General features: G+C 57.6%; 18 protein-coding genes, 6 tRNA genes and 2 pseudogenes. 12 read left to right on the top strand and 14 right to left on the bottom strand.

Features of this window, described 5'->3' with window-relative positions; genetic code table 11:
* Positions 1 to 470 precede the first annotated feature (470 nt).
* From FPB55_RS03295 to FPB55_RS03285, 3 genes are all read left to right on the top strand, one after another.
* A complete protein-coding gene (locus FPB55_RS03295) occupies positions 471 to 2,267 on the top strand; it encodes a DUF262 domain-containing protein (RefSeq protein WP_144187530.1) in 1,797 nt (598 codons plus the stop codon).
* Positions 2,264 to 4,675 (top strand): DUF262 domain-containing protein, encoded by a 2,412-nt coding sequence (locus tag FPB55_RS03290; RefSeq protein WP_144187528.1) that lies wholly within the window; start codon positions 2,264 to 2,266, stop codon positions 4,673 to 4,675. Before FPB55_RS03295 ends, FPB55_RS03290 begins: the two co-directional genes overlap by 4 nt.
* Before the next feature lie 630 nt (positions 4,676 to 5,305).
* Positions 5,306 to 7,030: an AAA family ATPase gene (locus FPB55_RS03285; RefSeq protein WP_144187526.1), complete on the top strand. Its 1,725-nt coding sequence runs from the start codon at positions 5,306 to 5,308 to the stop codon at positions 7,028 to 7,030.
* A 385-nt stretch (positions 7,031 to 7,415) separates the two neighbouring features.
* Here the strand turns inward: FPB55_RS03285 and FPB55_RS03280 are convergent, their stop codons facing one another.
* The 5 genes and pseudogenes from FPB55_RS03280 to FPB55_RS03255 form a co-directional block, all read right to left on the bottom strand.
* On the bottom strand, positions 7,416 to 7,727 hold the full coding sequence (locus FPB55_RS03280; RefSeq protein ID WP_144187525.1) for a hypothetical protein: 312 nt from the start codon (positions 7,725 to 7,727) through the stop codon (positions 7,416 to 7,418).
* Positions 7,728 to 8,046: 319 nt separating this feature from the next.
* A pseudogene (locus FPB55_RS03275) lies at positions 8,047 to 8,643 on the bottom strand (integrase); the annotation flags it as partial.
* Positions 8,644 to 9,536: 893 nt separating this feature from the next.
* Positions 9,537 to 10,829 (bottom strand): annotated as a pseudogene (locus FPB55_RS03265) (integrase arm-type DNA-binding domain-containing protein).
* Between the two features lie 343 nt (positions 10,830 to 11,172).
* Positions 11,173 to 11,248: transfer RNA gene (locus tag FPB55_RS03260), tRNA-Thr, on the bottom strand.
* A gap of 71 nt (positions 11,249 to 11,319) precedes the next feature.
* On the bottom strand, positions 11,320 to 11,730 hold the full coding sequence (locus FPB55_RS03255; protein ID WP_029884908.1) for a pilin: 411 nt from the start codon (positions 11,728 to 11,730) through the stop codon (positions 11,320 to 11,322).
* Positions 11,731 to 11,945: 215 nt separating this feature from the next.
* Between FPB55_RS03255 and FPB55_RS03250 the strand changes: the two genes are divergently transcribed.
* From FPB55_RS03250 to yacG, 4 genes are read left to right on the top strand one after another with little or no spacing between them, the layout of a single operon-like run.
* Positions 11,946 to 13,154, top strand: a complete 1,209-nt coding sequence (locus tag FPB55_RS03250; RefSeq protein ID WP_144187523.1) for a type II secretion system F family protein — start codon at positions 11,946 to 11,948, stop codon at positions 13,152 to 13,154.
* 2 nt (positions 13,155 to 13,156) lie between these two features.
* Complete coding sequence (locus FPB55_RS03245) at positions 13,157 to 14,023, top strand: A24 family peptidase (protein ID WP_115293348.1); 867 nt, start codon at positions 13,157 to 13,159, stop codon at positions 14,021 to 14,023.
* Complete coding sequence (gene coaE, locus FPB55_RS03240) at positions 14,023 to 14,646, top strand: dephospho-CoA kinase (protein ID WP_110679436.1); 624 nt, start codon at positions 14,023 to 14,025, stop codon at positions 14,644 to 14,646. Before FPB55_RS03245 ends, coaE begins: the two co-directional genes overlap by 1 nt.
* Positions 14,643 to 14,843, top strand: coding sequence for a DNA gyrase inhibitor YacG (gene yacG, locus FPB55_RS03235; RefSeq protein ID WP_009683001.1), 201 nt, complete (start codon positions 14,643 to 14,645; stop codon positions 14,841 to 14,843). Before coaE ends, yacG begins: the two co-directional genes overlap by 4 nt.
* A gap of 51 nt (positions 14,844 to 14,894) precedes the next feature.
* Here the strand turns inward: yacG and FPB55_RS03230 are convergent, their stop codons facing one another.
* Entirely contained in the window at positions 14,895 to 15,578 is a 684-nt protein-coding gene (locus tag FPB55_RS03230) for an energy-coupling factor ABC transporter permease (RefSeq protein ID WP_144187521.1), read from the bottom strand.
* A 131-nt stretch (positions 15,579 to 15,709) separates the two neighbouring features.
* Here FPB55_RS03230 and FPB55_RS03225 point away from each other — a divergent pair, with 131 nt between their 5' ends.
* From FPB55_RS03225 to FPB55_RS03215, 3 genes are all read left to right on the top strand, one after another.
* On the top strand, positions 15,710 to 16,339 hold the full coding sequence (locus FPB55_RS03225; RefSeq protein ID WP_009683003.1) for a DUF1780 domain-containing protein: 630 nt from the start codon (positions 15,710 to 15,712) through the stop codon (positions 16,337 to 16,339).
* Positions 16,340 to 16,472: 133 nt separating this feature from the next.
* Entirely contained in the window at positions 16,473 to 16,646 is a 174-nt protein-coding gene (locus FPB55_RS03220; RefSeq protein ID WP_033744188.1) for a DUF3094 family protein, read from the top strand.
* A gap of 84 nt (positions 16,647 to 16,730) precedes the next feature.
* On the top strand, positions 16,731 to 18,026 hold the full coding sequence (locus tag FPB55_RS03215; protein WP_009683004.1) for an NAD(P)/FAD-dependent oxidoreductase: 1,296 nt from the start codon (positions 16,731 to 16,733) through the stop codon (positions 18,024 to 18,026).
* Between the two features lie 185 nt (positions 18,027 to 18,211).
* Here the strand turns inward: FPB55_RS03215 and FPB55_RS03210 are convergent.
* From FPB55_RS03210 to rluD, 8 genes are all read right to left on the bottom strand, one after another.
* Positions 18,212 to 18,287 (bottom strand) — tRNA-Lys (locus FPB55_RS03210).
* A gap of 5 nt (positions 18,288 to 18,292) precedes the next feature.
* A tRNA-Pro gene (locus FPB55_RS03205) sits at positions 18,293 to 18,369 on the bottom strand.
* 47 nt (positions 18,370 to 18,416) lie between these two features.
* Positions 18,417 to 18,492, bottom strand: a tRNA-Lys gene (locus FPB55_RS03200).
* A gap of 6 nt (positions 18,493 to 18,498) precedes the next feature.
* A tRNA-Pro gene (locus FPB55_RS03195) sits at positions 18,499 to 18,575 on the bottom strand.
* Positions 18,576 to 18,578: 3 nt separating this feature from the next.
* A tRNA-Asn gene (locus FPB55_RS03190) sits at positions 18,579 to 18,654 on the bottom strand.
* A 462-nt stretch (positions 18,655 to 19,116) separates the two neighbouring features.
* Positions 19,117 to 21,681 carry an ATP-dependent chaperone ClpB gene (gene clpB / locus FPB55_RS03185; RefSeq protein ID WP_144187519.1) on the bottom strand — a complete coding sequence of 855 codons (2,565 nt, stop codon included), beginning with the start codon at positions 21,679 to 21,681 and terminating at the stop codon, positions 19,117 to 19,119.
* Between the two features lie 172 nt (positions 21,682 to 21,853).
* The gene (pgeF, locus tag FPB55_RS03180; RefSeq protein WP_009683006.1) at positions 21,854 to 22,594 is read right to left on the bottom strand and encodes a peptidoglycan editing factor PgeF; all 741 of its coding nucleotides are present in this window, start codon (positions 22,592 to 22,594) and stop codon (positions 21,854 to 21,856) included.
* A complete protein-coding gene (gene rluD / locus FPB55_RS03175; protein WP_009683007.1) occupies positions 22,591 to 23,553 on the bottom strand; it encodes a 23S rRNA pseudouridine(1911/1915/1917) synthase RluD in 963 nt (320 codons plus the stop codon). Before rluD ends, pgeF begins: the two co-directional genes overlap by 4 nt.
* Positions 23,554 to 23,700: 147 nt before the next feature.
* Between rluD and FPB55_RS03170 the strand changes: the two genes are divergently transcribed.
* Together FPB55_RS03170 and FPB55_RS03165 are read left to right on the top strand one after the other, a co-directional pair.
* Positions 23,701 to 24,720: an outer membrane protein assembly factor BamD gene (locus FPB55_RS03170; RefSeq protein ID WP_009683008.1), complete on the top strand. Its 1,020-nt coding sequence runs from the start codon at positions 23,701 to 23,703 to the stop codon at positions 24,718 to 24,720.
* A gap of 94 nt (positions 24,721 to 24,814) precedes the next feature.
* The gene (locus tag FPB55_RS03165) at positions 24,815 to 25,045 is read left to right on the top strand and encodes a PP0621 family protein (protein WP_009683009.1); all 231 of its coding nucleotides are present in this window, start codon (positions 24,815 to 24,817) and stop codon (positions 25,043 to 25,045) included.
* Positions 25,046 to 25,126 lie beyond the last annotated feature (81 nt).

Below are 25,126 nucleotides of genomic sequence, written 5' to 3'. Positions count from 1 at the left end.
CATGGAGTCGGCGCAAAAACCGCCTAGGGGGCGGTTTCATTGGGTTCCACGTATGGTGGTGAACCATCGCGGATTAAAGACTGGTGCGGAGACAGACGGACGGTTGTTGGACGTGAGGGCCCGGTTTTCGCGGGGCTGGAATTTGGTGGATTTTTTGGTGTACCTCATAGGGTATCTATAAAAAAATCAGCTAGTTATGGCTTTCCGTGGAATCGAATCGGGAATTTTTGGCCTCCAGTGAGAGCTACGACCACCCGCTTCAAACGCCAGGTGGGATCAGCAGAAAACGCCCAATAGCCGAAACTCAGCCTTACTGTTTGCCTCGATGCCGGTTTTTCGCGCAATTAACGGATAGCGGCTGCTCCACACATCGCTCCAGGGCTACCAATTGATTGCTGACATCGAATGGGCATAATGATGGCCAACCGCCTCTATCCCTCTGGCCCCTGCGCTGCGACGAAAGGACTCGAATGAATCATTCAGAATTGTCCCTCAAACTGATACATGAACTGCTCACAGATGAGCACGGCAAGCCGACTCAGTTTTGGATTCCTGCCTACCAGCGCGGCTACCGCTGGAAGCCCCTGCAGGTTACCCAGTTGCTGGAAGACATCCGCGAATTCAGCCAGCGCCGTAACCCTCAGCCAGAAGAGTTCTACTGCCTACAACCGCTGGTGATTAAGGCTACCGAGCAAGGCCCGCTCGAAGTGGTCGATGGGCAGCAGCGGCTGACCACTTTGCTGCTGATATTGCGACATTTCAATGAGCGGCTGGCAGAAAAATATCGGCAGAAGTTGTTCACCCTCGACTACGAAACTCGTCCACGGTTGCTATCCTTTCTTGATCAACCCAGCGAGGTTATTGCCGAAAGCAATGTGGACTACTTCTATCTGTTCAATGCCATCAACACCATCGAAGAATGGTTCGAAAATCGATCTCACGAAGTGGATGAGATCAAGTCAACATTGCTCAACAAAACACGAGTTATCTGGTTCGAGCTGGCTGCTCAAGACAACGCAGTGGATGCCTTCACCCGCCTTAATGTGGGAAAGATAGCACTGACCGATGACGAACTGATCCGCGCTCTGTTCCTCAAGCGTGGTGATGCCAGCGAAGTAGACACCTCCAGCCGGCAATTGCAGATCGCACACGAGTGGGATCAACTGGAGAAAGCCCTGCAGGCGGACGAGTTCTGGTATTTTCTCAGCAACCAGCAGGGGCGACCACAAAACCGAATCGGCCTGTTGTTTGAATTGGTAGCCAAGGCCGACGGCCTAACCACTAGGATGGACCAAGATGAACACAGCATCTTCCATGCCTATAGTAGAAAATTAAAAGTTACGGGCGCCACGTGGAAGGAATGGCTGCGAATCAAGCAGACTTTCATGATGCTGGAAGAGTGGTTTGAAGACCGCACCCTTTATCACATCGTCGGTTTCCTGATCCATCAAGGCATGGATATCGCGGAAATCTGCAGTTTGTCACTGCAGACAACCAAGAGTGCATTCGAACGCAAACTTCGCAAAGCGGTGTTTATCCGAACTATAAACGACGAAGACTTCAACGCTCTAAAGCCCGAAGCGCTACAAATGAGTATCAGCGAACGTCTCGCTGAACTGGAGTACGGCCGCCACTCGGCGGAGATTCGCTCGCTGCTGTTGCTTTTCAACATCGCCACCTTGCTAGATAGCCCTCGCTCCAACCTGCGCTTCCAGTTCGACAGTTTCAAGAACGGTGAATGGGACATCGAACACGTACGCTCGATTGCTTCCAGTCGCCCCATGCGCCTGCATGACCAGTTGAACTGGTTGAATCTTTGTCTGGGTTACCTGGAAGCCAAGACACTCGAAGAACAAGGCGCACAACATAGGCAGCTTTTGAACAGCATTCGTGCCTTCATCGAGCAACCAAAGAAAGCTCAGACGGACCAATCCTTCGAGGTGCTGTACAACAAACTTTTGGCATTTTTCCAAGAAAAGGATGAAATGCCTACCGACCATGGTATCTGCAACCTGACCTTACTGGATAAAGGTACCAACCGTAGCTACAAGAATGCCGTGTTCGCGGTCAAGCGCAAGGCGCTACTGACCCTTGATCAGTCTGGGATCTTCGTACCGCTCTGCACACGCAATGTCTTCCTCAAATGCTATAGCCCGCAGGCCGACAACGTGATGTTCTGGAGCAAGGACGACCGCGAAGCCTACAAAACCGAAATCACACGAGCCCTTGTGGGCTTTTTCAGCGCAGCCCAAGAGATCACCCAATGAGCAAGTCTGGCAGCCAGATCACTTTGAAACAGCTGCTGGGCCGCCACCAGCGCATCCAAATCCCGATGATTCAGCGCGACTACGCCCAAGGCCGTCCAGCCGCCGAAGACGTACGCGAAGAATTCCTCGGCACCCTACTACAAGCATTCACATCAGCACAAAATAGCGACGCCCTGCCACTTAACCTAGACTTCATATATGGTAGCGTCGATACTCAAGAGGCCCCCCGTTTTCTGCCACTTGATGGCCAGCAGCGCCTAACCACTTTGTTTTTACTGCATTGGTACTTGGCTTGGCGCGACGGTAGCCAAACTGAGTTTCAGCGGGTGTTCTGCGAAGGTGAAGACTCTCGTTTTTCCTACAGCGTACGTCCAAGCAGCACCGAGTTCTTTAATGCATTAGTAAACTTTTGGCCCGCGCGCGATGCCGCCGTCGGGTCATCGTTGTCCAAGCTAATTACCGACCAAGCGTGGTATTTCCGTTACTGGCGCCTAGATCCGACAATTCAGTCCTGCCTGACCATGCTGGAAGCTATTCACCGAATTTTCGCAGACGTCACAGGCGCCTACGCACGATTGATGGACGACAATCAACCGGTAATCACCTTCCAGTTGCTCGACCTCAATCATTTCGGGCTGTCTGACGACTTGTATATCAAGATGAACGCCCGGGGCAAACCACTCACCACGTTCGAGACATTCAAGGCCCGCTACGAGCACGACCTAAAGAACCAATTCGCTGGTGAGACCCGTGATATCAGCGGCCAGACGTTCAGCGTCGCAGACTTTTTCGCCCGCCGCATGGACACCAACTGGGCCGACTTCTTCTGGGCCTATCGCGACAAGGAAACCAACCTTTACGACGATGCGATCATGAACTTCTTCCATGCCGTGGCATTCATTTGCCGCGACCCGGAATCTCCCGGGTACCTGGAGGATATAAGCATCTTTAGAACCAAGTCGTTGAAATCCGCCTATACGCTGTACCACAAAGGCGGATGGTTGGAGCGGGACTTTTCCGTTACCCTGATGTTGCTGCTGGAAACTTGGAGCGCTAAAGACAACCAGTTTACACCGCTGCTACCAGATAATCCGTACTTCAATGAAGCAGCCATATTCCAGCGCCTAGTCAGCGACCCTGCAGCGCTTGCCTATTCCGACCTAGTACAGGTATTTGCTTACGTAACCTACGTGCGCACGGAGGGCGGACAGATCGAGCCACAAACATTACTTGAATGGATGCGGGTGATCTACAATCTGTCGATCAACTCTAGTTACGAACGCCCCGCTGACATGCTGCGTAGCCTACTGGCTGTCCAGAGCCTATTGCCGCATGCCAACGATATCCTCAGCTACTTCGCCGGTAACGAAAAGCCGACTGCGGGTTTCTACGTACAGCAGATTACTGAAGAGCAGTTCAAGGCCGAATTGTTGCTGGCACACAGTGGTTGGCGTGAACTGATCGAACGTGCGGAAAAACATGGCTACTTCAAAGGCCAGATAGAATTCCTGTTGGAGTTCAGTGGCGCCCTTGCCAAGCGGCGTAAGGCACTGCTTGTGGAATGGGTGCCCAGCGATCATGTTACGTTGCAACAGTGCTTTGCAGAATACTTGGACAAAGCGGAAACGATGTTCGGTGCGCGCGGCCTAAACAGCCTGGCAGACTTCCGATGGGAACGCGCACTGCTATCGTTGGGCGACTATTTTTTGCTCAGCGGCTCCAACTATTCTTTCCTAGTCAACTCGGCGTCGGAGCAAGCTAGTTGGAAACGGTTGTTGCGCGGCGGTGCCGGACATAATACGCAAGAAGCGCGTACTCTTTTGCACAGGCTGTTGGAGCAGATTGATATCGACGCTCCGCTTGAAGACCAACTAGATAGGCTAATTTCCAGTGCCGAAGGATTGGAACCTTGGCGCCAAATTATGATTGATACGCCGGCGGTGTTCCGCTACTGCGGTGAGCATGCGCTGCGTTGGGATGGCGATCGCATCTACCTACTCAAGAAGAGTCGCATGAGTGGGATGCATGCCGAGTTGTTCAGCTATCACCTGCATCTCCAGCTTCAAGCGGAAAAACTGCAGAAAAAAATCTTGCCACTGCGACAAGATGAATACCAAGCAGCAAGCGGCTCGGAGTACGAACCGTGCTTATTTTTGGCGCTTACGTTCCAGGGTATCAGTCTGTATCCCTTGATATATTCAATCTCTGATAATTTCAGGATTCAATTTTCCTTAAAAGACTTGAAGCCCGTGCCTGACCTGAAAGAAATTTTAGTCGCCGCGCTAAAGTTTGACACTCAAGAGGAGCACATCACACTAGACGTCTCGCGAGAGCATATATTTATCACGCTCCAAAAAATATCCAATTCGATCAAGGCCTTAAAGGTGCAGGCGACTGACACTTTATGAAATTACGCTCATGCTTAGTGAAAATTTATTAAATTCAATCGTTATATGACATCCCACCTGACATCGGTTGAATAGCATGGGCAGTTTGTTGTTCCCTTCAAGGCATTGGAAGCTTGAGGAACGTTTGGCAAATATGGAATTCGGAAGGTCACGTGATCTGGAGTAACCACTCCACAAACCCCTTTAGAAAAGGCGGCCCTTGAAGGGTCGCCTTGGAACATTAGTGAGGCTTTTTCCACCGCGATTCTTTAGCTTCCAGATATGAGATTCTTGAGTTCAAAACCCAGTCAAATCAACGGCCCTACGGTGGGGCCTATCGAATGCCTTTACGTCAGTGAGTGCCACTTTTTTAAAACTGCTGCGTTAACTCAATATCGGTATCTGCATCGTGAAATCTAGATCCCGTGTATACCCGCGATCTTAATCTCATTGCGCAATGCTAATCGGATGGTGCAGGCGCCCCTGCCATCGTCAAAAAACCGGCAGCAAGATTTACCCATTTAGTGTATAGACGCTCGCTCACAATTATGGCAGATTGCCATCTTCAAGAAGCTGATTTCTACCATTCTCTGTCTTAGTCAGTAGTATGCAAAGGAATGCAGCAAAGACCACCACCTGGCAGATGCAAGAATGATACTTGAAAATATAAAGATCAAAAATTTTAGGACACTAGTAGCAGATACCACAATTGGATTTACAAATGGAATTACCATTGTAGGCCCAAATAGCAGCGGAAAAACAAACATATTAAAAGCTGTAGAAATGCTGTTTACTGGATTTGATAATAAAAACAATTACTCGCCAACACGAGATTTCCCCGCAAACGTGGATAACGGACAAAGCTCGCTGACAGCTACGTTCACGCTTGAGACAAAAGATGAGGTCGCCCAGGAATATTACCGACTGCTAAACTCCTGCTTAGACCAGCCAAAACAACTTACCGACAAGGTCACTGTTTACCTGACCTTTACTAAGGCAGGAAACCCATCTTATAGGCTTTTTGTCGGCGAAAAGTACAACGAAGACATGAAGGGGCAATTCAACTCATATCAGAAGACATTTTTAGAAATTCTATTTGCGGCCTTTGAATGCCACTACGTTTCATCAAGCAAAAACATTGATGACTTGTACAATGAATTACTTCTTCCATACATGAGACATTCTGTATCATCTCGACTGAGCGACATTGTAACAGAGATCGATTACGGACTTAGCGAAATCTCTGGTGTTATCGACTCCCAGTTGAACTCCGTAGGGATGGGCAATATAAAAACCCACTTTTGCATCCCAAACAATTCAGTGGAAAATCTTCTGGGTGGATTTGAGTTCCATCTTTCAGACCCGGTTGTTACAGAGATTCATAGGAAAGGGATGGGGATCCAATCTGCCTCGATGCTGGCCTCTTTTGTTTGGATTGCGCAACAAGAAAAAAAACTGAGCAAGACTCCAATTTGGCTAATTGAAGAGCCTGAGTCATACCTACATCCAGAGTTAGCGGAAAGCTGCTTTCAGATATTACGAAACTTAAGCGAAATATCTCACGTAGTGGTAACTACACACAGTCTTGGGTTTGTACCCAAAGACCCCAAATGCGTAATAAGAACTGAGATCGAAGAAGGCACTACTAAAATCAGCGCTTGCACTACGTATGTAGAGGCCACGAAAGCGATCCGAGACTCTCTGGGTGTTAAATTTAGTGACTTCTGTAATTTAGGATTACTTAATATCTTCGTAGAGGGAAAATCTGATAGAGAGGTGTTCAAGTGGGCATTATCTAGAATCAGCATTAAAGCCACTGGCAAGCATGGTTGGGATAATGTCAGGCGAGCCGAGTTCTTAGATTTCGGAGGAGTAGGAGCCCTCGAGGGCTTTATCAAGGCATCTTGGGAATATATCCATAGAGAAAGACCTGCAGTCTGCGTACTAGATGGTGACGACGCAGGTGACAAGACCAGAAGAAATCTGCAAGGATTTTGCAGCCAAAAAAAATTACCATTTGAGCATAATAAGCACTTTATTATCCTACCAACAGGCTTCGCATTGGAAGGGCTCTTCCCAAGGGAGTGGATAATCCAAGCCCACAAGGAACATAGTGGCTGGTTCAAGAGCTTTTCTTGCGACTTAGAAGACAACTTACTACCCTTTGAGTGCGCTAGCGACGATGCAAAAGAAAAACTGCGAAACCATTTGATTCAAAGAGCCGAAAGCACTACTGATGAGTCATGGATAGTTCGCTTTGAAAAACTTTTTAATGCATTAGATGAGGCTTTGGAAATTCAGGTAAGAAAAATTTATAGTACGCATACCAAAGTTCGAAGCGCTAAAAATCTGGCGGTACAGGACCCGGCAGGATAACAATTACTCCGAATGATAAGCTCATGTTCTAGCTAAGGCTCGATGCTAAATATGCGAGCACCATACGGTTGGTCGAGATGCTCGTAAACCACAAAAAATGTTCCACCTTCGTTGACAGTTACCAGCCAACCGTTACCAGTATCATTGAAGGTGGAACAGACTATTTATGCTGGGTTGAAAGCTGCCTGTCTTGGAAATCCGTCATCGACCTAGGCTGTGTGAAAACCCCAACTGAGTTTCAAGGATCGCATTGCTACGCGAAATCTGGAGGAGATTGACTGCTCAACTAACCCAGAAAGCGCGTAGAATCATGATTTTTAGAATGATCTAACTCATACCAACTGAGCGGATCGCGGCACTGTGTCACGATTGGCCTATTTGAGCATTACGCCCGTACTGGGTAAATGTGGTAGCGATTGATCCCAGTTTTTTCAATTATTATTCGGTTACCAGCAGACAGGGAATGGGACTGGAAAAAATCTCCCACCCAAGAGCGTTTCCTGAAAATTTTTTTGTCACCTGCAATGTCAGTGAGAATCGGCTCTGCAATGCCGCAGTGGATCTCAAGCTGAGCTCCAAGCTCACTTTCATTAGGGCCACCAATGGAATCAGCAGGAAATAAATCTATGATGCTGGATAGGTAGAGGTGATTATTATTTAGATTGCCTTGCGTGAGCTCAATGATTCGAAACAACATATACCCCCTTCTAAGCAACCCTTCATTTTAGCAAAAATAATCGATTTGATAGCCTTAATTATTCTCACCTATATCAAATAATACTCTGCGCCTATTCGTAATTCCCTGCTTGGTCTCATTGTTTAGATCGGGCGCGATCAGTAGATGCGGGGATGAACGATAGGGCTAGTGGCATAGTACGACATCAGTTGCACTGTGCCAATTCTCTGCCTCTGCCCATTAAACGCCCTTAATGCACGGTGTATCTTGCCAGTCATCTGCCGATCACACGACGAGCAGCTATAGACCCAATATAGAATATGGTCGTCCACCGCAATTCACCCTTGGTGCCGTCCTGGATGTTAATCTTGCCGAGGTCATTGGCCTCACGGCATAGTCGTGGCAGATCAGCCAAGATTGCCTCGCGCAAGCGCATCCCGAGGCTTGCGCCAACAGAACAATTGCGGCGGTCCGTAGCTGATGTTGGTGGCAAAGCACGTCGACGATCTGCTGCACCTGCGCACGGTCTTGGCCCTGCGGCACCGAATGTCGCCCCCCCGGTGCGCTGCATGCTCAGTGCCTTGCTCCGGCTTGGCAACTTTACTCGCTGATCTCCGCGAAGCGCCGCCATGGTCATGTTAACGCTGGATAGGCGGTTTTGCGCGGTGCTGATGGCGAGGGCACCGCTCCCAAACACGTCACGCAGATACGCCGCATAGTCGGCCAACACTTTTCGATCAATCTGCCGCGCATCATTGATGCCCGGCCCCTGTTCTGAGCGGCACCACTTCACGAATGCCAGCCAGCGATCACAGTGCGTCTTGACCGTGCCGTAATGGTCACCGCCAAGCATGTCTTTCAGCGCCTGCGGCCCTGCATAGCTCAATTGCCTGCCGTAGCCGAAATTACGGCCATCGCGTCTACCTACCAATGCCATGTCGGTCACCTCATCTACCGTTCTCCGATCCTCGCCCCACATCATCCCGCCAAGAATGCTGAGTGTTATCAGGGATCAAGGCCCCTGCGACCTGTGGGGAATGTCCACTACGCGGGACTGGCGGCTCCTTACGTCCGGGAGCAAGGGCATCTCATGATCTTGCCTCCTGAGCACCGTTACCGATGGGCGGGTGGAGGCTGCATTGGCTGACGAGACCAGCACCGCGAGATCCTGAGCCGGGTGAACGCAGCAGTGCGATGACCGGGGCATGCCTGACTGTCAGTCAGGTGCAGTCCATTCCTTGGTCTGCGGCACCATCATCTACATCGCTGTTGCTGATGACATCGGCGTTTGTCACGCCGATTGTCACGAGGGGGAATGCCGCAAAGCCACGTGCGATAAGGGCTGCAGGAGTGGTAGAAGTGCCCGTCTCTTTCCACAGAAAGAGACGGGCACAGGTTGGCGCAATAGTCGGCCAAGCGGATAGGTTGCTGCAGGACAGCGAGGTACGGTGTAGCTGGCGCACGAGCGCCATATGTGTAAGAGCATCCATCACCTGGGAGGTGACCGGGCGAGCTGCCGGATGCGAATCGCCCTTGGGGAGAACCGCCGCGGGAGCGGCGTGACCTTGAAGGTTCGGGCCACCTGGGATGCTGTCATCGACAGCCTTTGCACGGCCAGTTCTACGCCTGTGGATAAACCCGGTCAAGGGCAGAAATTCAGCGCTCTTGGGGACGTGAAAAGCAGTTATCCACCGGTGGAATTCCGTGGTAAATCCCGGACAACTCCGTGGCTTTTAGCTCTTCAAAGTGAGGTCCATCCAAACAGGGCGGCTTTGCAGCCCTGTTTGGATGGACCCGCGTGAAAGAGCAGCCAGCACCCATCTTTCAGGCTCACCCGCGATTGAATGCGCCATGCCTATTTGGCAAGTCGGTGACGTTGTCGCCTACCGGATGGGCAGACTCATGCGGGGTGACATGGCCCGATCTGTTGGCATCGATGTAGTTACTCCACCACGCCATGATCAACCGACGCTGCTCCAGAAATTGGGGCTTGTGGATGTACGCAGCGCGCACGCGGTTACGCTCCTGATGGCTCATCTGCCGCTCAATCGCCGCGTCCGTCCACAGCCCCGATTCGAGCAAGGCGCTACAGGCCATGGTCCTGAAACCATGCCCGCACACGTCCTTGGTGGTGTCGTAGCCCATATTGCCCAGCACCTGGTTAACCGTATTCTCCGACAAGGGTTTCCAGTACCTGTGGTCACCGGGCAACACCAGTTCAGAGAACCGATTCAAGCTGCGCAGCCGTTCAAGGATCTCGATGACTTGAGGCGACAGCGGCACTATCTGAATGTCCCCACTCATCTTGGTCCCGCGTGTGGAATAGCGGACGCCTTCAATCGGCTTGCGGGTATCGGGGATCTCCCACATTGCCCGCTGCAGATCGAATTCATCCCACCGTGCAAAGCGCAGTTCGCTGGAGCGCACGAACACATGCAGCGTCAGTCGCACTGCGAGTCGAGTCAGCTCGCGACCGGTGTAGTTGTCGATTCGGCTCAACAAATCAGGGAGAGTGCAGGACGATGCACGGTGCGCGGCGCTTGAATCGAGCCGGCCAGATCGAGCGCTGAGTTTTGAGTGATCTGCCGCGCCCGCTTCGCACCCCGCATGATCGTGGATAGATAATTCTGCACACGCAGCGCAACATCCATCGTGCCGCGATCCTTGATCCGCTGGGTGACCTCAAGGAGATCATGGGTGTCGAGTTCAGCGATAGGCCGCTGGCCAATCAGTGGAAACACATGGGGTGCGTAACCTGCTCAGCTCCCGCCGGAACATTTCGACATGCTACTCCAAGGCGACAGTTTCAAAGAGAAGACTCGCCCACTGAGCTGCAATCTTGGCCTTCTGCTTTTCTTCCATCGGATCAAGGTTGTCGAGCACCAGAGCTTTAGCCTCATCGCGCTTGGTCCTCGCGACGGCCAACGAAACGATGGGGTACTTGCCGATGATCAGCGTGCCTTCCGTGCCGTTGGGTTTGAAATATCGCAACCGCCAAGTCTTCGAGCCACAGGGCGTGACGTACAGATACATACCCCCGCCGTCGAACAGTTTGTAGGCGCGATCTCTCGGTTTGGCCGTGCGGCATTTGAGGTCGCTGAGCGGAGTGGCTAGGCGTGGCATTGGGGTACGCTCTCCATTCAGGAAAGACGCTGTACCCCAAAAAAAACCCCCGGTTATTGGGGATTTAGCTGGTTCGCGACGGTGGGTCTTGGAGACGACAAACCGGCCAGAAGGGTAATGCCTGTCAGTTGAGCGTTACTGGGGCTGCTTTGCAGCCCTTCGCGGGCATGCCCGCTCCCACACGTTTGGCGCTGAACTCAAGAAATGCGCGATCCACTGTGGGAGCGGGCGTGCCCGCGAAGGGTCGCAAAGCGGCCCCAAATTACTTAACTGACTGGCATTGGCCATAAGGCCGGTTTAGAGGGCCTCCAAAGCATTCAGCGGAATGCAGTGGAGCTGGATGTGGTGCCGGAGACAGGAATCGAACCTGCGACCTTCGCGTTACGAGTGCGCTGCTCTACCGACTGAGCTACACCGGCGTGTAGCGCAACGTACCACTGCTCGCACCTGTTACGCAAACCCCTGTTTCCACTACTTTATTTCCCTGCCCTCAGGCCCCCTTGCAGCCCTTCGGCGCCAGGTCTTCTTCGATGTCGGTGGTGCACGCCCAGCCCGTTGCCGAACGGGTCAACGTCAGGGCCTTGCCCAGCACGGTGGCCGGTGCGTCCACCAGGGTGCACACCAGGCTGCCGCTGCTATCGGCCGCCTTGCCGTTGGCGGTGATCGCGCAATGCGCCGTTGCCGGCTGGCCGCCCAGTTCGGCTACGCCGGCTACATCCTTGCCGTCGTTCAGGCGCAGGTCCATCGCCGTTTTCAGGGCGCTGATTTCCAGCAAGCCGGCCGCGGCCTTGGAGCGGGCCTGGTGGTTGGTGTACATCGGTAAGGCGATGGTCGCCAGAATGCCGATGATCGCCACAACGATCATCAGTTCGATCAGGGTGATACCGCGTTGCCCTTTCATGAACAGTTTCCTTTTTGATACGCGTACTCGTTAGGGTCAATCTCGCCCCAAGCGACAGCGGCGCAGTAGGCCTGAACAGTCACCTTTTGTCACCCCTGCCTGCTTGGGCTTCATCATCGCTGAACTACTCTAGTGAGCATCATGGACGCGCGCCCTGGCATAGGCGCGGCAAGCTGTTTCCAAGCTTGTCGCACGGGCAACAAAAGGACCTTCGCATGACCACTTCCACCCCCCTCTACAGCTGGCACGGCACCGACGCCAACGGCGCGCCGGTCAGTGGCCAAACGCCTGGGCCCAGCCCGGCCCATGTACGTGCCGGGTTGATTCGCCAAGGCATCAACGTGGCCAGTTTGCGGCCGGCCAGCGGGCTCGGCCTCAAGCTGCCAAAGCGCCGGGAAACGGCCGACCCGGCAGGTTTCAGCCGGCAGTTGACGACCTTGCTCAAGGCCGGGGTGCCGCTGTTGCAGGCGTTCGAGGTGATGGGGCGCAGTGGCTGTGGTGCCGCCCTGGCTGCGCTGCTGGTTAGATTGAAACAGGATGTAGCTGCGGGCCTGGGGCTGGCGAATGCGTTGCAACGCCACCCGGGCTGGTTCGATGCGCTGTACTGCAACCTGGTACGGGTGGGCGAACAGTCGGGCACGCTGGACCGGCAGCTGGAGCAGCTGGCAGGCATGCTGGAACAGCGGCGGGCGCTGCAGAAGAAGGTGCGCAAGGCGATGCTCTACCCGTTGCTGCTGTTGCTGACCGGGTTGGGCGTGTCGGCGGTGTTGTTGCTGGAGGTAATACCCAGGTTCGAGGACATGTTCGCAGGCATGGGCGCGCAATTGCCGGCATTTACCCAGTGGGTGATCGACTTGTCCACAGGGTTCGGCCGGTTTGCGCCGATGTTGCTGGCGCTGGGCCTGGTGCTAGGTTTTGCCGGGCGCCAGCTGTGCCGCCGGCATGCGCCTGCGCGGTTGTGGCTCGGGCGCCTGGTGTTGGGCTTGCCGGTATTCGGCACGCTGCTGGGGCAGGCGGCGTTGGCGCGCTTTGCGCGTAGCCTGGCAACCGCTTATGCGGCCGGGGTGCCCTTGCTGGATGCCCTGGGTACGGTGGCGCGGGTAACCGGGGGCCAGTTGCATGAACAGGCGGTGCTGCGCTTGCGCCAGGGTATGGCCAATGGGCAGGGGCTGAACCAGGCGATGGCGGGTGAGCCGCTGTTTCCACCCTTGCTGGTGCAACTGACGGCCATCGGTGAAGCCAGCGGCACGCTGGACACGATGCTGGAAAAAGCCGCCAGCCATTATGAGGAACAGGTCAGCCAGGCGCTGGACCAGTTGACCAGCTTGCTGGAGCCGGCCATCGTGCTGGTCCTGGGATTGCTGGTGGGTGGCCTGGTAGTGGCGATGTACCTGCCGATCTTCCAGTTGGGTAGCTTGATCTGAACATGACTTTATGGACCTTGCTGGCTGAGCAGCCGGCGTACTTCTACACCCTGGCGAGCGTGCTCGGCCTGCTGGTAGGCAGCTTTCTGAATGTGCTGGTGTACCGCCTGCCGATCATGCTGGAGCGCCAATGGCAGCGTGAAGCGCAGCAGGTTCTGGGGCTGCCGACTACGCAGCACCCGCGCTTCGACCTGTGCCTGCCTGCTTCGCGCTGCCCGCAGTGCGCACACCCGATTCGCCCGTGGCAAAACATTCCAGTGCTCAGCTACCTGGCCTTGCGTGGGCGCTGCTCTGCCTGCAAGGCCCGCATCAGCCCGCGTTACCCACTGGTGGAAGTGGCCAGTGCGCTGCTGTCGCTGCTGGTGGCCTGGCGTTTTGGTGCGTCAGCCGAGGCATTGCTGGCATTGCCGTTGACCTGGTGCCTGCTGGCCCTGAGCCTGATCGATGCCGATCACCAGCTGTTGCCGGACGTACTGGTGCTGCCGATGCTGTGGCTGGGGCTGATCGTCAACGCCTTTGCCGTGTATGTGCCGCTGGGCAGTGCGGTATGGGGGGCGGTGGCGGGTTACCTCAGCCTGTGGTCGGTGTATTGGCTGTTCAAGCTGGTCACCGGCAAGGAAGGCATGGGTTATGGCGACTTCAAGCTGATGGCGCTGATCGGCGCCTGGGGTGGCTGGCAGGTGCTGCCGTTGACGCTGCTGTTGTCGTCGGTGGTCGGGGCGCTGGTGGGCCTGATCTTGTTGCATTTGCACCGGCACGCACTAGGCACGGCGATGCCGTTTGGCCCTTATCTGGCCATTGCGGGGTGGATTGCCGTGCTCTGGGGTGATGAAATATACGCCTCTTACCTGCAACTGCTGGGATACTGATGACCACTGCGGCGTTTACCCCCTGGATTCTCGGGCTGACTGGCGGCATTGGCAGCGGCAAAAGCGCCGCCGCCGAGCGCTTCGTCGAGCTTGGCGTGCACCTGGTCGACGCCGACCAGGCTGCGCGCTGGGTGGTCGAGCCCGGCCGCCCGGCCCTGGCCAGCATTGTCGAGCGCTTTGGCGCGGGGGTGCTGCAGGCCGATGGCCAGCTCGACCGTGCCGCGCTGCGCCAGCTGATTTTCGCCGACCCCGCGCAGCGCAAATGGTTGGAGCAACTGCTGCACCCGCTGATCGGGCAAGAGATTTTCAGCTACCTGGCCAAGGCAGAGTCGCCGTATGCGATCTATGTATCGCCGCTGCTGATCGAGTCGGGGCAGCACCACAAGACCCAGCGCGTGCTGGTGATCGATGCGCCGCAGGCGCTGCAAGTGGCGCGTACCCTGGCCCGGGACAACACCAGTACCGAGCAGGTGCAGGCGATCCTGAAGGCCCAACTGGCCCGTGAGGAACGCTTGCGCCATGCCGACGATGTGGTGGTCAATGACGGCGACCTCGCCGCGCTGCATGAGCAGATCGACCGCCTGCACCACTTTTACCTGACTTTGAAAGGAGGCCAGCCATGAGCCAGCCATTGACCGTCGATTGCCCGACCTGTGGCGCACCTGTGGAATGGACCGAGAAAAGCGCGTTCCGGCCGTTCTGCTCAGACCGCTGCAAGCTGATCGACCTGGGTGCCTGGGCTGCGGAGGAACACAAGATCCCTGGGGCGCAAGAGTCCGAGGACGAGCTGTATTCAGGCGACCTGGAGTCGCGGCATTGAATTGATCCACCTGCCGGGCCAGGCGATGATGCACCGGCCTAGCCTGCGGGCTCAGTGCTCATCGTCCTTCCACGGCGCCTGCAAATACCGCGTGCGGTTGAAGGTTTCCAGCCAGTCCGGGCAAAACACCACCAACGCACTGATCACCATGCCGTTGATGAACGCTTCGGGGAACATCATCAGCCACAGGTAACCGACAAAGTCGCCAAGCCACTCTGGCAGCGCAAAGCGCCCGTCCAGCCACAATAGCCCCAGCGCCACCGGCACGCAGACCAGCACCGTGAGTGCGGCAGGGAAAAACCCTGAGCAGAAGATGTAGACGAACAGGTTTCGCGGTTGTGCCCGCTCCACTACAAGGGCGCACACCTCGGTGATCAGCACCGGCAAACCCACCAGCAACAGACCATTGATCCCCAACGCCGCCAGGTCCTGGCGCCCCAGCACCAGCAGGCCCAGCTGGGCCATGAAACCGCCCAGCACGGCCAGTGGCCAGTCCAGCAACAGGGTAACCGCCGTCATGCCGATGAAGTGGTACGCCACGCCGGTATCGAAATCGCGCCTTACCAGCCACAACGCGAACAGGCAGAACACCGTGCCAAACAGCAGGTGCTGGCGGCGCCGGTCGGCAAGCAGTTCCACCCAGCGAACCTGGCTGGCGGCCCAGGCCAGCAGCGGCACGTAACCCAGCCAGCCAAGGCTCAGGGTGGTGCCAGACAACACCTGTGCGCTGATCACTGAATAATGCCCCTTGCCGGCCTGTGGATAAGGGCAGTGTACACGCAAACTTCCCGGCCCCTTTGCGGCGGATGGCCTGCGGCCGCATGCGTGCCTCTTGCTGTCATCGATTAACGGCTAAGCTTGTGTGCATGGATGACTCCGACTACCTGCGCCTGCTGACCATTCAGGCCGAACAAGCCAATGCCTTCCTCTCCAACGCCCGCAAGTGGGAGCGGGAGCGGTGGGTGTGCCAGCGACTGTTGCAGGGGCTGAACATTCCCTACCGCAGCGAGGATTTCACCCCGGCCGGGCAAGAGCCGCCCGACGTGCTGTTCCGCGACGCCGCCTTCGAGGTGTTTTTCGTGCTCGACGAGGGCCGCCGCCTGAATGATGAATGGCGCGAGGAGCTGCAGCGCCGGCGCAGTGCATTTTCCCTGGCGCAGCTGGTGCGCCGCGAAGCCCGCCCACGGCGCATCAGTGCCACCGAACTGCTCGGGCGGCTGGCGCCCACCTTGCGCAAGAAGGCGCGCAATTATCGCGAGCGCGGGCTGGAGCTGAACGAGCTGGACATCATTGCGTTTTCCAGCCTAAAGCGCGAGGTGCTGGACCTGAACACCCACTTCCCGCCGCCCACCGAATACCTGCGCCAGGGCTGGCGCTCGCTGTCGCTGGTCGGGCCAACCTTTGCCCGCGTGCTGTTCGCCCACCCCGATGCGCCGGATTTCCTGCGCAGCAACCTGGGGCGCAGCATCGTCTTCGACGTTGGCATCAGTCTTTGATCCCGTGCAGCGAGTGTTTGCGATGGCGTACACTCGGCGCCAGGGATAGAAAGCATTATCATTTGTTTCAAGCGCTTGCACGAACGCTGTAGCGTTTGTGCAGTCTCTTACGTCTACCTGACGAGGCCCTACCATGACCAGCCGCCTGAACCCGGAAGATCAGCGTCGTGTCGATGAGTATCTGCGAGCCCCTCAGCACCAAGTCGAGCGCCGGCCCTTCCGGCCATGGCTGCTCCTTGTGCTGGTGGTGGCCGTGACCATCGGGTTGGGCCTTGTCAGCCGCCTGCTGAGTGGACTGGTGCTATGAGCTGCCTTGCGCTCGCCCTCCCCTCGTGCAGTTTGCGGCCGCCCCCAAAGGGCAAGCATTCCGTAAACCTTATGAGATATCCCCATGACTCATCGCATCGTGATTGTCGGCGGCGGCGCCGGCGGCCTGGAACTGGCGACCCGCCTGGGTAAAACCCTGGGCAAGCGCAAGCAGGCCGATGTCACCCTGGTCGACACCAACCTCACGCACATCTGGAAGCCATTGCTGCACGAAGTGGCCGCCGGCTCGCTGAACTCCTCGGAAGACGAACTGAACTACGTGGCCCAGGCCAAGTGGAACCACTTCAACTTCCAGCTGGGGCGCATGAGCGGCCTGGACCGTGAAGGCAAGCAGATCCAACTGGCCGCCACCCTGGACGAAGAGGGCCGCGAGCTGTTGCCTGCACGTACCCTGGGTTACGACACCCTGGTCATTGCCGTGGGCTCCAATACAAACGACTTCGGCACCCTGGGCGCGGCGCAGCACTGCCTGTTCCTGGACACCCGCAAGCAAGCCGAGCGCTTCCACCAGCAACTGCTCAACCACTACCTGCGTGCCCACGCCGGCGACGTGGCCAGCGAGAAAATCAGCGTAGCCATTGTGGGTGCGGGCGCCACCGGTGTGGAGCTGGCGGCCGAGCTGCACCACGCGGCCCATGAGCTGGCGGCCTATGGCCTGGACCGCATCCAGCCCAAGGACATGCACATCACCATCATCGAGGCCGGCCCGCGCGTTCTGCCGGCGCTACCGGAGCGCATCAGCGTACCGGTGCACAAGACCCTGGAAAAACTCGGGGTCAAGGTAATGACCAACGCCGCTGTCAGCGAAGTCACCGAAGACGGCCTGAAAACCAAGGACGGCGAGGTGATTCAGGCCAGTTTGAAGGTGTGGGCGGCCGGTATCCGTGCGCCCGGTTTCCTCAAGGACATCGATGGCCTGGAAACCAACCGCATCAACCAGCTGGTGGTACGCCCTACCCTGCAGACCACCCGCGACGACAACATTTTCGCCTTTGGCGACTGTGCGGCGTGCCCGCAGCCAGACAGCGACCGCAATGTACCGCCACGCGCGCAAGCAGCGCACCAGCAGGCGTCGATGCTGGCGCAAAGCCTTAAAGCACGGCTGGAGAACAAGCCGCTGCCCACGTATGCCTACAAGGACTACGGCTCGCTGGTTTCACTGTCGCGTTTCTCGGCGGTGGGCAACCTGATGGGTAACCTGATGGGCAGCGTGAAGCTGGAAGGCTGGCTGGCGCGGATGTTCTATGTGTCGCTGTACCGCATGCACCAGATGGCGTTGTACGGGTTCTTCCGTACGGCATTGATGATGTTGGGCAGCAAGATTGGCCGGGGTACCGAGCCGCGGTTGAAGTTGCACTGACACACATGCAATAGAGGCTGCCTGTACAGGCCTCATCGCCGGCCAGCCCCCCCCAGAGGCTGCAACAGGCTCAAGGCCTTGATTTGCCCCTTGTTGGATCGGGTTTTACCCGCTCCAACAAGGCAAGGGTGCATTTTCCCGAGGCAAAGAAAAAGGGCATCTCGTAGGAGATGCCCTTTTTTGCATGGTGGGTCGTGTAGGATTCGAACCTACGACCAATTGGTTAAAAGCCAACTGCTCTACCAACTGAGCTAACGACCCAAAAATGGTCGGGGTGAGGGGATTCGAACTCCTGACATCCTGCTCCCAAAGCAGGCGCGCTACCGGACTGCGCTACACCCCGAGGTCTTTCAAAAAAAAGGGCATCTCTTTGAGATGCCCTTCTTTACATGGTGGGTCGTGTAGGATTCGAACCTACGACCAATTGGTTAAAAGCCAACTGCTCTACCAACTGAGCTAACGACCCGGAAAATGGTCGGGGTGAGGGGATTCGAACTCCTGACATCCTGCTCCCAAAGCAGGCGCGCTACCGGACTGCGCTACACCCCGAGATGGCTCCGCGACCTGGACTCGAACCAGGGACCCAATGATTAACAGTCATTTGCTCTACCGACTGAGCTATCGCGGAACTGAACTTCGGTACTACTTTCCGATTTGCTACTCCGAAGACTGTGTTCGCTTCGGACTCTTGAGCTTCGCTGCTTTCGCGTTGTAGCTGCTGAGGCCGGCTATTCTACATTCTTCGTTTTGCTTGTCAACCACTTTTTTTCATTCAACTTACTGATTTGTAAGTTGTTTTGCGACCATCGTTACTGCTGATGATTCGCTTAGTGCCTGACAACGCGGCGTATATTAGGGGCACTCGTTTTTTGATGCAAGCAAAAATTTCAAAAATTTCAGCGGGTTATCCAGACAGGCTGGGAAAGCCCGAATTTGCTGGGGCGGTGCCGGCTTCTTCGCGGGTGAACCCGCTCCTACAGGGTTGTGCGCAGGCTTCAAGGCTGCAGGTAAACGTATGACCCGCTAACAGGCCAGCGCAGACAGCCAGGCAAAAAAAGCCCCGCAAACGCGGGGCTCATGGTGAAGCAGGTCAGCCAAAGACGATTTCGTCGCCTTCCACCTTGGCAGTGATCGCGGTACCCGGCATGAACTTGCCTGCCAGGATCAATTGCGCCAGCGGGTTTTCGATCCAGCGCTGGATCGCCCGTTTCAGCGGGCGGGCACCGTAGACAGGGTCGTAACCCACGGCGATCAGCTTGTCCAACGCTTCCGGGCTCAGGCTCAGCGACAACTCGCGCTCCAGCAGGCGGCTGCGCAGGCGGCCCAGCTGTATCTCGGTAATGCCGGCAATTTGCTCGCGGCCCAGCGGCTCGAACACCACCACTTCGTCGATACGGTTGATGAACTCCGGACGGAAGTGCGCCCCTACTGCATCCATCACTGCCGCACGCTGTGCCTCGCGATCGCCGACCAGCTCCTGGATCTGTGCCGAGCCCAGGTTGGAGGTCATCACGATCACCGTATTACGGAAGTCCACGGTGCGCCCGTGGCTGTCGGTCAGGCGGCCATCTTCCAGCACCTGCAGCAACACGTTGAATACATCCGGGTGAGCTTTCTCCACCTCGTCCAGCAGCACCACCGAGTAGGGCTTGCGCCGTACCGCCTCGGTCAGGTAACCGCCCTCTTCGTACCCTACGTACCCGGGTGGCGCACCAATCAGGCGAGCCACGGAGTGTTTCTCCATGAACTCGGACATGTCGATGCGGACCATGGCCTCTTCGGTGTCGAACAGGAACTCGGCCAGTGCCTTGCACAGCTCGGTCTTGCCCACACCGGTAGGGCCCAGGAACAGGAACGAACCACTTGGCCGGTTGGGGTCGGACAACCCGGCACGTGAGCGGCGCACGGCGTTGGCCACGGCGGTTACCGCTTCGCCCTGCCCGATCACGCGCTGGTGCAGCAACGCTTCCATTTTCAGCAGTTTTTCGCGCTCACCCTCCAGCATCTTGGATACCGGAATACCGGTCCACTTCGACACCACCTCGGCAATCTCTTCCTCGGTCACCTTGTTGCGCAGCAACTGGTTCTCGGTCTTGCCGTGCTGGTCGACCATCTGCAGGCTGCGCTCCAGGTCCGGGATTACCCCGTACTGCAGCTCGGCCATGCGGCTCAGGTCGCCCTTGCGGCGGGCAGCTTCCAGCTCCTGGCGGGCCTGCTCGATCTTTTGCTGGATCTGCGCCGAGCCCTGTACTTCGGCTTTCTCCGAAGCCCAGATTTCTTCCAGGTCGGAGTACTCGCGCTCCAGCCGTTCGATTTCTTCGGTCAGCTTCTCCAGGCGCTTCTTCGCTGCCTCGTCTTCTTCCTTCTTCAGCGCCTGCGATTCCACTTTCAACTGGATCAGCCGGCGATCGAGGCGGTCGAGCACTTCCGGCTTGGAGTCGATCTCCATGCGGATGCGGCTGGCCGCTTCGTCGATCAGGTCAATGGCCTTGTCCGGCAACTGACGGTCGGTGATGTAGCGGTGGCTGAGTTTGGCCGCAGCGATAATGGCACCGTCGGTGATGGCCACCTTGTGGTGCACTTCGTAGCGTTCTTTCAGGCCACGCAGGATGGCGATGGTGTCTTCTTCGCTCGGTTCCTCTACCAGCACTTTCTGGAAGCGGCGCTCCAGGGCGGCGTCTTTCTCGATGAACTGGCGGTACTCGTTCAGCGTAGTGGCGCCCACGCAGTGCAGTTCGCCACGGGCCAGGGCCGGCTTGAGCATGTTGCCTGCGTCCATGGCACCCTCGCCCTTGCCGGCGCCAACCATGGTGTGCAGTTCGTCGATGAACAGAATGATCTGGCCTTCCTGCTTGGACAGCTCGTTCAGCAGCCCTTTCAGGCGCTCCTCGAACTCACCGCGGTACTTGGCACCCGCAATCAGCGCGCCCATGTCCAGCGCCAGCAGGCGTTTGCCTTTCAGGCCGTCGGGCACTTCGCCATTGATGATGCGCTGGGCCAGGCCCTCGGCGATGGCGGTCTTGCCCACGCCGGGTTCGCCGATCAGCACCGGGTTGTTCTTGGTACGGCGTTGCAGCACCTGCACCGTACGGCGGATTTCGTCGTCGCGGCCAATGACCGGGTCCAGCTTGCCTTCTTCGGCACGCTTGGTGAGGTCGACGGTGTACTTGTCCAGCGCCTGGCGTGACTCTTCGGCGTTGGCGTCATTCACCGCCGCGCCACCGCGCAGGTTGTTGATGGCATTTTCCAGGGCCTTTTTGCTGACACCCTGGCTGAGCAGCAACTTGCCCAGCTTGCTGTTCTCGTCCATGGCGGCCAGCAACACCAGCTCGCTGGAAATGAACTGGTCGCCCTTTTGCTGGGCCAGGCGGTCGGCCTGGTTGAGCAGGCGCGCCAGGTCCTGCGACATGTTCACGTCGCCGGTGGGGTTCTGGATTTTCGGCAGCTGGTCGAGTTCTTTCACCAGTGCCTGGCGCAGGCTACTGATATCGAAGCCCACTTGCATCAGCAGTGGCTTGATCGAGCCGCCCTGCTGTTCGAGCAATGCCTGCAACAGGTGCACGGGCTCGATGGCAGGGTGGTCCATGCCTACGGCCAGGGATTGGGCATCGGATATTGCAAGTTGCAGCTTGCTGGTCAAACGGTCTATTCGCATGGTGTACCTTCCTTTAAAGGGCAGGTCGGAGCGATGGACAGCGCCTGTTTATAAAGAAACCTGCCTGAGATGCCTTTATAGATAAGGCTGATTCTGGAAGATTCAAGCGTAGCGGGGTTGACCGGGATCAACGGGTTGGATTAGCGCTTGGGGCAGGCGGTGCCCATCAAGGCTAGAGCGGCTGCAACCACACCAGCGAAGCGAAGCGGCCACCCTGCGGCGTACGGCGGTAGGAGAAAAACCGCTCGTCACTGACCGTGCACCAGCCACCGCCATAAACAGCCGATACCCCACGGGCCGCCAGGCGAATGCGCGCCAATTCGTAGATGTCTGCCATCAGCTTGCCTGGCCGCTCGCCCTCGACAAAAGCCCGGGCGGCTTCAGGGTGCACGGCAGTAAAGGCATCGCGCACTTCCAGCCCCACTTCGAAAGCCTTGGGCCCGATCGCCGGCCCCAGCCACACCAGCACCTCCTGGGGCGCCAGCGCCAGGCGGTCGAGGGTGGCTTCCAGCACGCCACCCGCCAGCCCGCGCCAGCCCGCATGCGCCGCCGCCACGCGGGTGCCCGCACGGTCACAGAACAGTACAGGCAGGCAGTCGGCCGTCATCACGGTGCAGGCAATGCCGGGCTGGCTGGTGCAGCTGGCATCGGCCTCGGCTACCACGGCCGGGTTGGCATCCGCCACCTCCAGCCCATGCACCTGCTTGAGCCAGGCTGGCTGGATGGCGAACTGCTCGCGCAGGCGGCGACGGTTTTCGGCAACCGCGGCAGGGTCATCCCCCACATGGTCACCCAGGTTGAACGTGGCGTAGGGCGGCAGGCTCACACCGCCCTGACGGGTGGTGACACAGGCGCGTACCGAGGCCGGGGCTGGCCAGTCGGGAAACAGCAGCGTCTGCGCCAGGTCACTCATCCGATGAAGCTCTCACGGTCCTGGTTGAGCAGCGACAGCAACCAGACGAAGTCGTCGGGCAGTGGCGACTCCCACTTCATGACTTCACCGGTGATCGGGTGGGCCAGGGCAAGGAACCGCGCGTGCAGCGCCTGGCGCGGGAAGCTTTTCACTGCCTCGACCATGGTTGGGCTGGCAGCCGGCGGAATGCGGAAGCGGCCACCGTAGGTCTGGTCGCCGACCAGCGGAAAGCCCACATGGGCCATGTGCACGCGGATCTGGTGGGTGCGGCCGGTTTCCAGCTTGACCCGTACATGGGTGTGCGAGCGGAAGCGCTTGAGCACCCGGTAGTGGCTGACGGCTGGCTTGCCGCCGTCGGTGACCGCCATGCGCTGGCGCATGCCGCCGTGGCGACCGATCGGGGCGTCGATCTTGCCACCGGCGGTGACCACGCCGATGACGATGCACTCATAAATGCGGCTGACCTTGCGCGCCTGCATCTGCTCGACCAGCTTGGTCTGCGCCTGCAGGGTCTTGGCCACCACCATCAGCCCGGTGGTGTCCTTGTCCAGGCGGTGAACGATACCCGCACGCGGTACGTTGACGATGTCTGGCACGTGGTGCAGCAGCGCATTGAGCAGGGTGCCGCTGGCGTGCCCGGCAGCCGGGTGCACGACCAGCCCGGCGGGCTTGTTGATGACCATGATGTGGTCGTCTTCGTAGACGATATCCAGTTCGATATCTTCTGCTACCCACTCACCCTGGGCTTCCTGTTCGGCCTGCAGGGCAAGCTGGGAGCCACCGTGAACGAGGTCGCGAGGGCGCACGACGGCACCATCGACCGTCAGGCGGCCCTCTTTGATCCACGAAGTTAGCCGCGAACGCGAGTACTCGGCGAACAATTGGGCGGCGACCTGGTCGAGGCGTTGGCCGCCCAATTCGGACGGGACCTCTGCGCTAAGTTGAATGATCTCGGACATGCTCGATTCGGCGGGCGCACAGCCTTTGGTTTCGGCTGCGAGCTTGTGGTTAAATACGGCTTCTTTTGTCCCGGGGTTGGCCGGGGCGCTCATCATAACAGGACGGCACCGCCCAAAACAGCGGCCGTCAAAGGGACGCAAGCCGCCATGCAAGTGAAACACCTGCTGCTGATCGCCATCCTTGGGCTCACCGCGGCCTGTTCCTCGAATAAGGAAGTCATCGACGAGAACCTCAGCGAGGCCGAGCTGTACCAGCAGGCCCAGGCTGATCTGGACAACTCCAGCTACACCAGCGCCGTGAACAAGCTCAAGGCCCTGGAGTCGCGCTACCCGTTCGGCCGTTATGCCGACCAGGCGCAGCTCGAGCTGATCTACGCCAACTACAAGAACGCCGAGCCCGAGGCTGCCAAGTCGGCTGCCGAGCGCTTCATTCGCCTGCACCCGCAGCACCCGAACGTGGACTACGCCTACTACCTCAAGGGCCTGACCTCGTTCGACCAGGACCGTGGCCTGCTGGCGCGCTTCCTGCCGCTGGACATGACCAAGCGTGACCCGGGTGCTGCCCGCGACTCGTACAACGAGTTCGCCCAGCTGACCAGCCGCTTCCCCAACAGCCGCTACGCGCCCGATGCCAAGCAGCGCATGATCTACCTGCGCAACCTGCTGGCGTCGTACGAAATCCACGTGGCCGACTACTACCTGAGCCGCCAGGCTTACGTGGCTGCCGCCAACCGTGGCCGCTACGTGGTCGAGAACTTCCAGGAAACGCCTTCGGTTGGTGACGGCCTGGCCGTAATGGTCGAGTCGTACCAGAAGATGCACCTGGACGAACTGGCCGCCACCAGCCTGGAAACCCTCAAGCTCAACTACCCAGACCACCCAAGCCTGGTCGATGGCGAGTTCCAGCCCAAGCAGACCGAGTCTGACGGCCGCGGCTGGCTGTCCAAGGCCACCCTGGGCCTGATCGAGACCGACACGCCGCTGCCGCCGGGTGAAACCCGCGCCAACCAGGACGTGGTCAAGCAGTTCCAGGACGCGCGCGACGAGATGCCGCAAGAGCTGCTGCCCAAGGATGAAAACGGCGACCCGATCGTGCCCGAGGGCCCGAAAGAGGCCGAGAAAGACCGCTCCTGGTTCAGCTACATGACCTTTGGTCTGTTCGATTGACCGACCGCGGTAAATGAAAGGGAGGCCTTGGGCCTCCCTTTTTTATTGGCTGCATCCTAGACTGTCGGCTTCTTCCATCAACAAGCTGGACACCATGGTTCGCCTACTTTTCTGGATCGCCCTGATCGCCGCCGCGTTCTGGCTGTGGCGCAAATTCAAAATCAGCCAGCAGTCGCGCCCCGACGCCAAGCTCGATGCGCCACTGACGATGGTGCGCTGCGCCCATTGCGGCGTGCACCTGCCCAATGATCGGGCGCTGCAGCAGGGCAACGAGTGGTATTGCAGCCAGGCCCACCTGCAGCAAGGTCCTGGCCGCCAAGGCTGAACAAAGATCCCTGTGGGAGCAGGTTTACCCGCACCCACAGGGGCTGCAGTCCATACACCTCTTCACATATCCCTCCCCGAC

Origin of the sequence: Pseudomonas sp. BJP69, from assembly GCF_007633355.1 — a bacterium.
GTDB lineage: Bacteria > Pseudomonadota > Gammaproteobacteria > Pseudomonadales > Pseudomonadaceae > Aquipseudomonas > Aquipseudomonas juntendi.
Note: the sequence above shows the minus strand (reverse complement) of the source record. Positions and strands in the feature narration are given on the sequence as shown.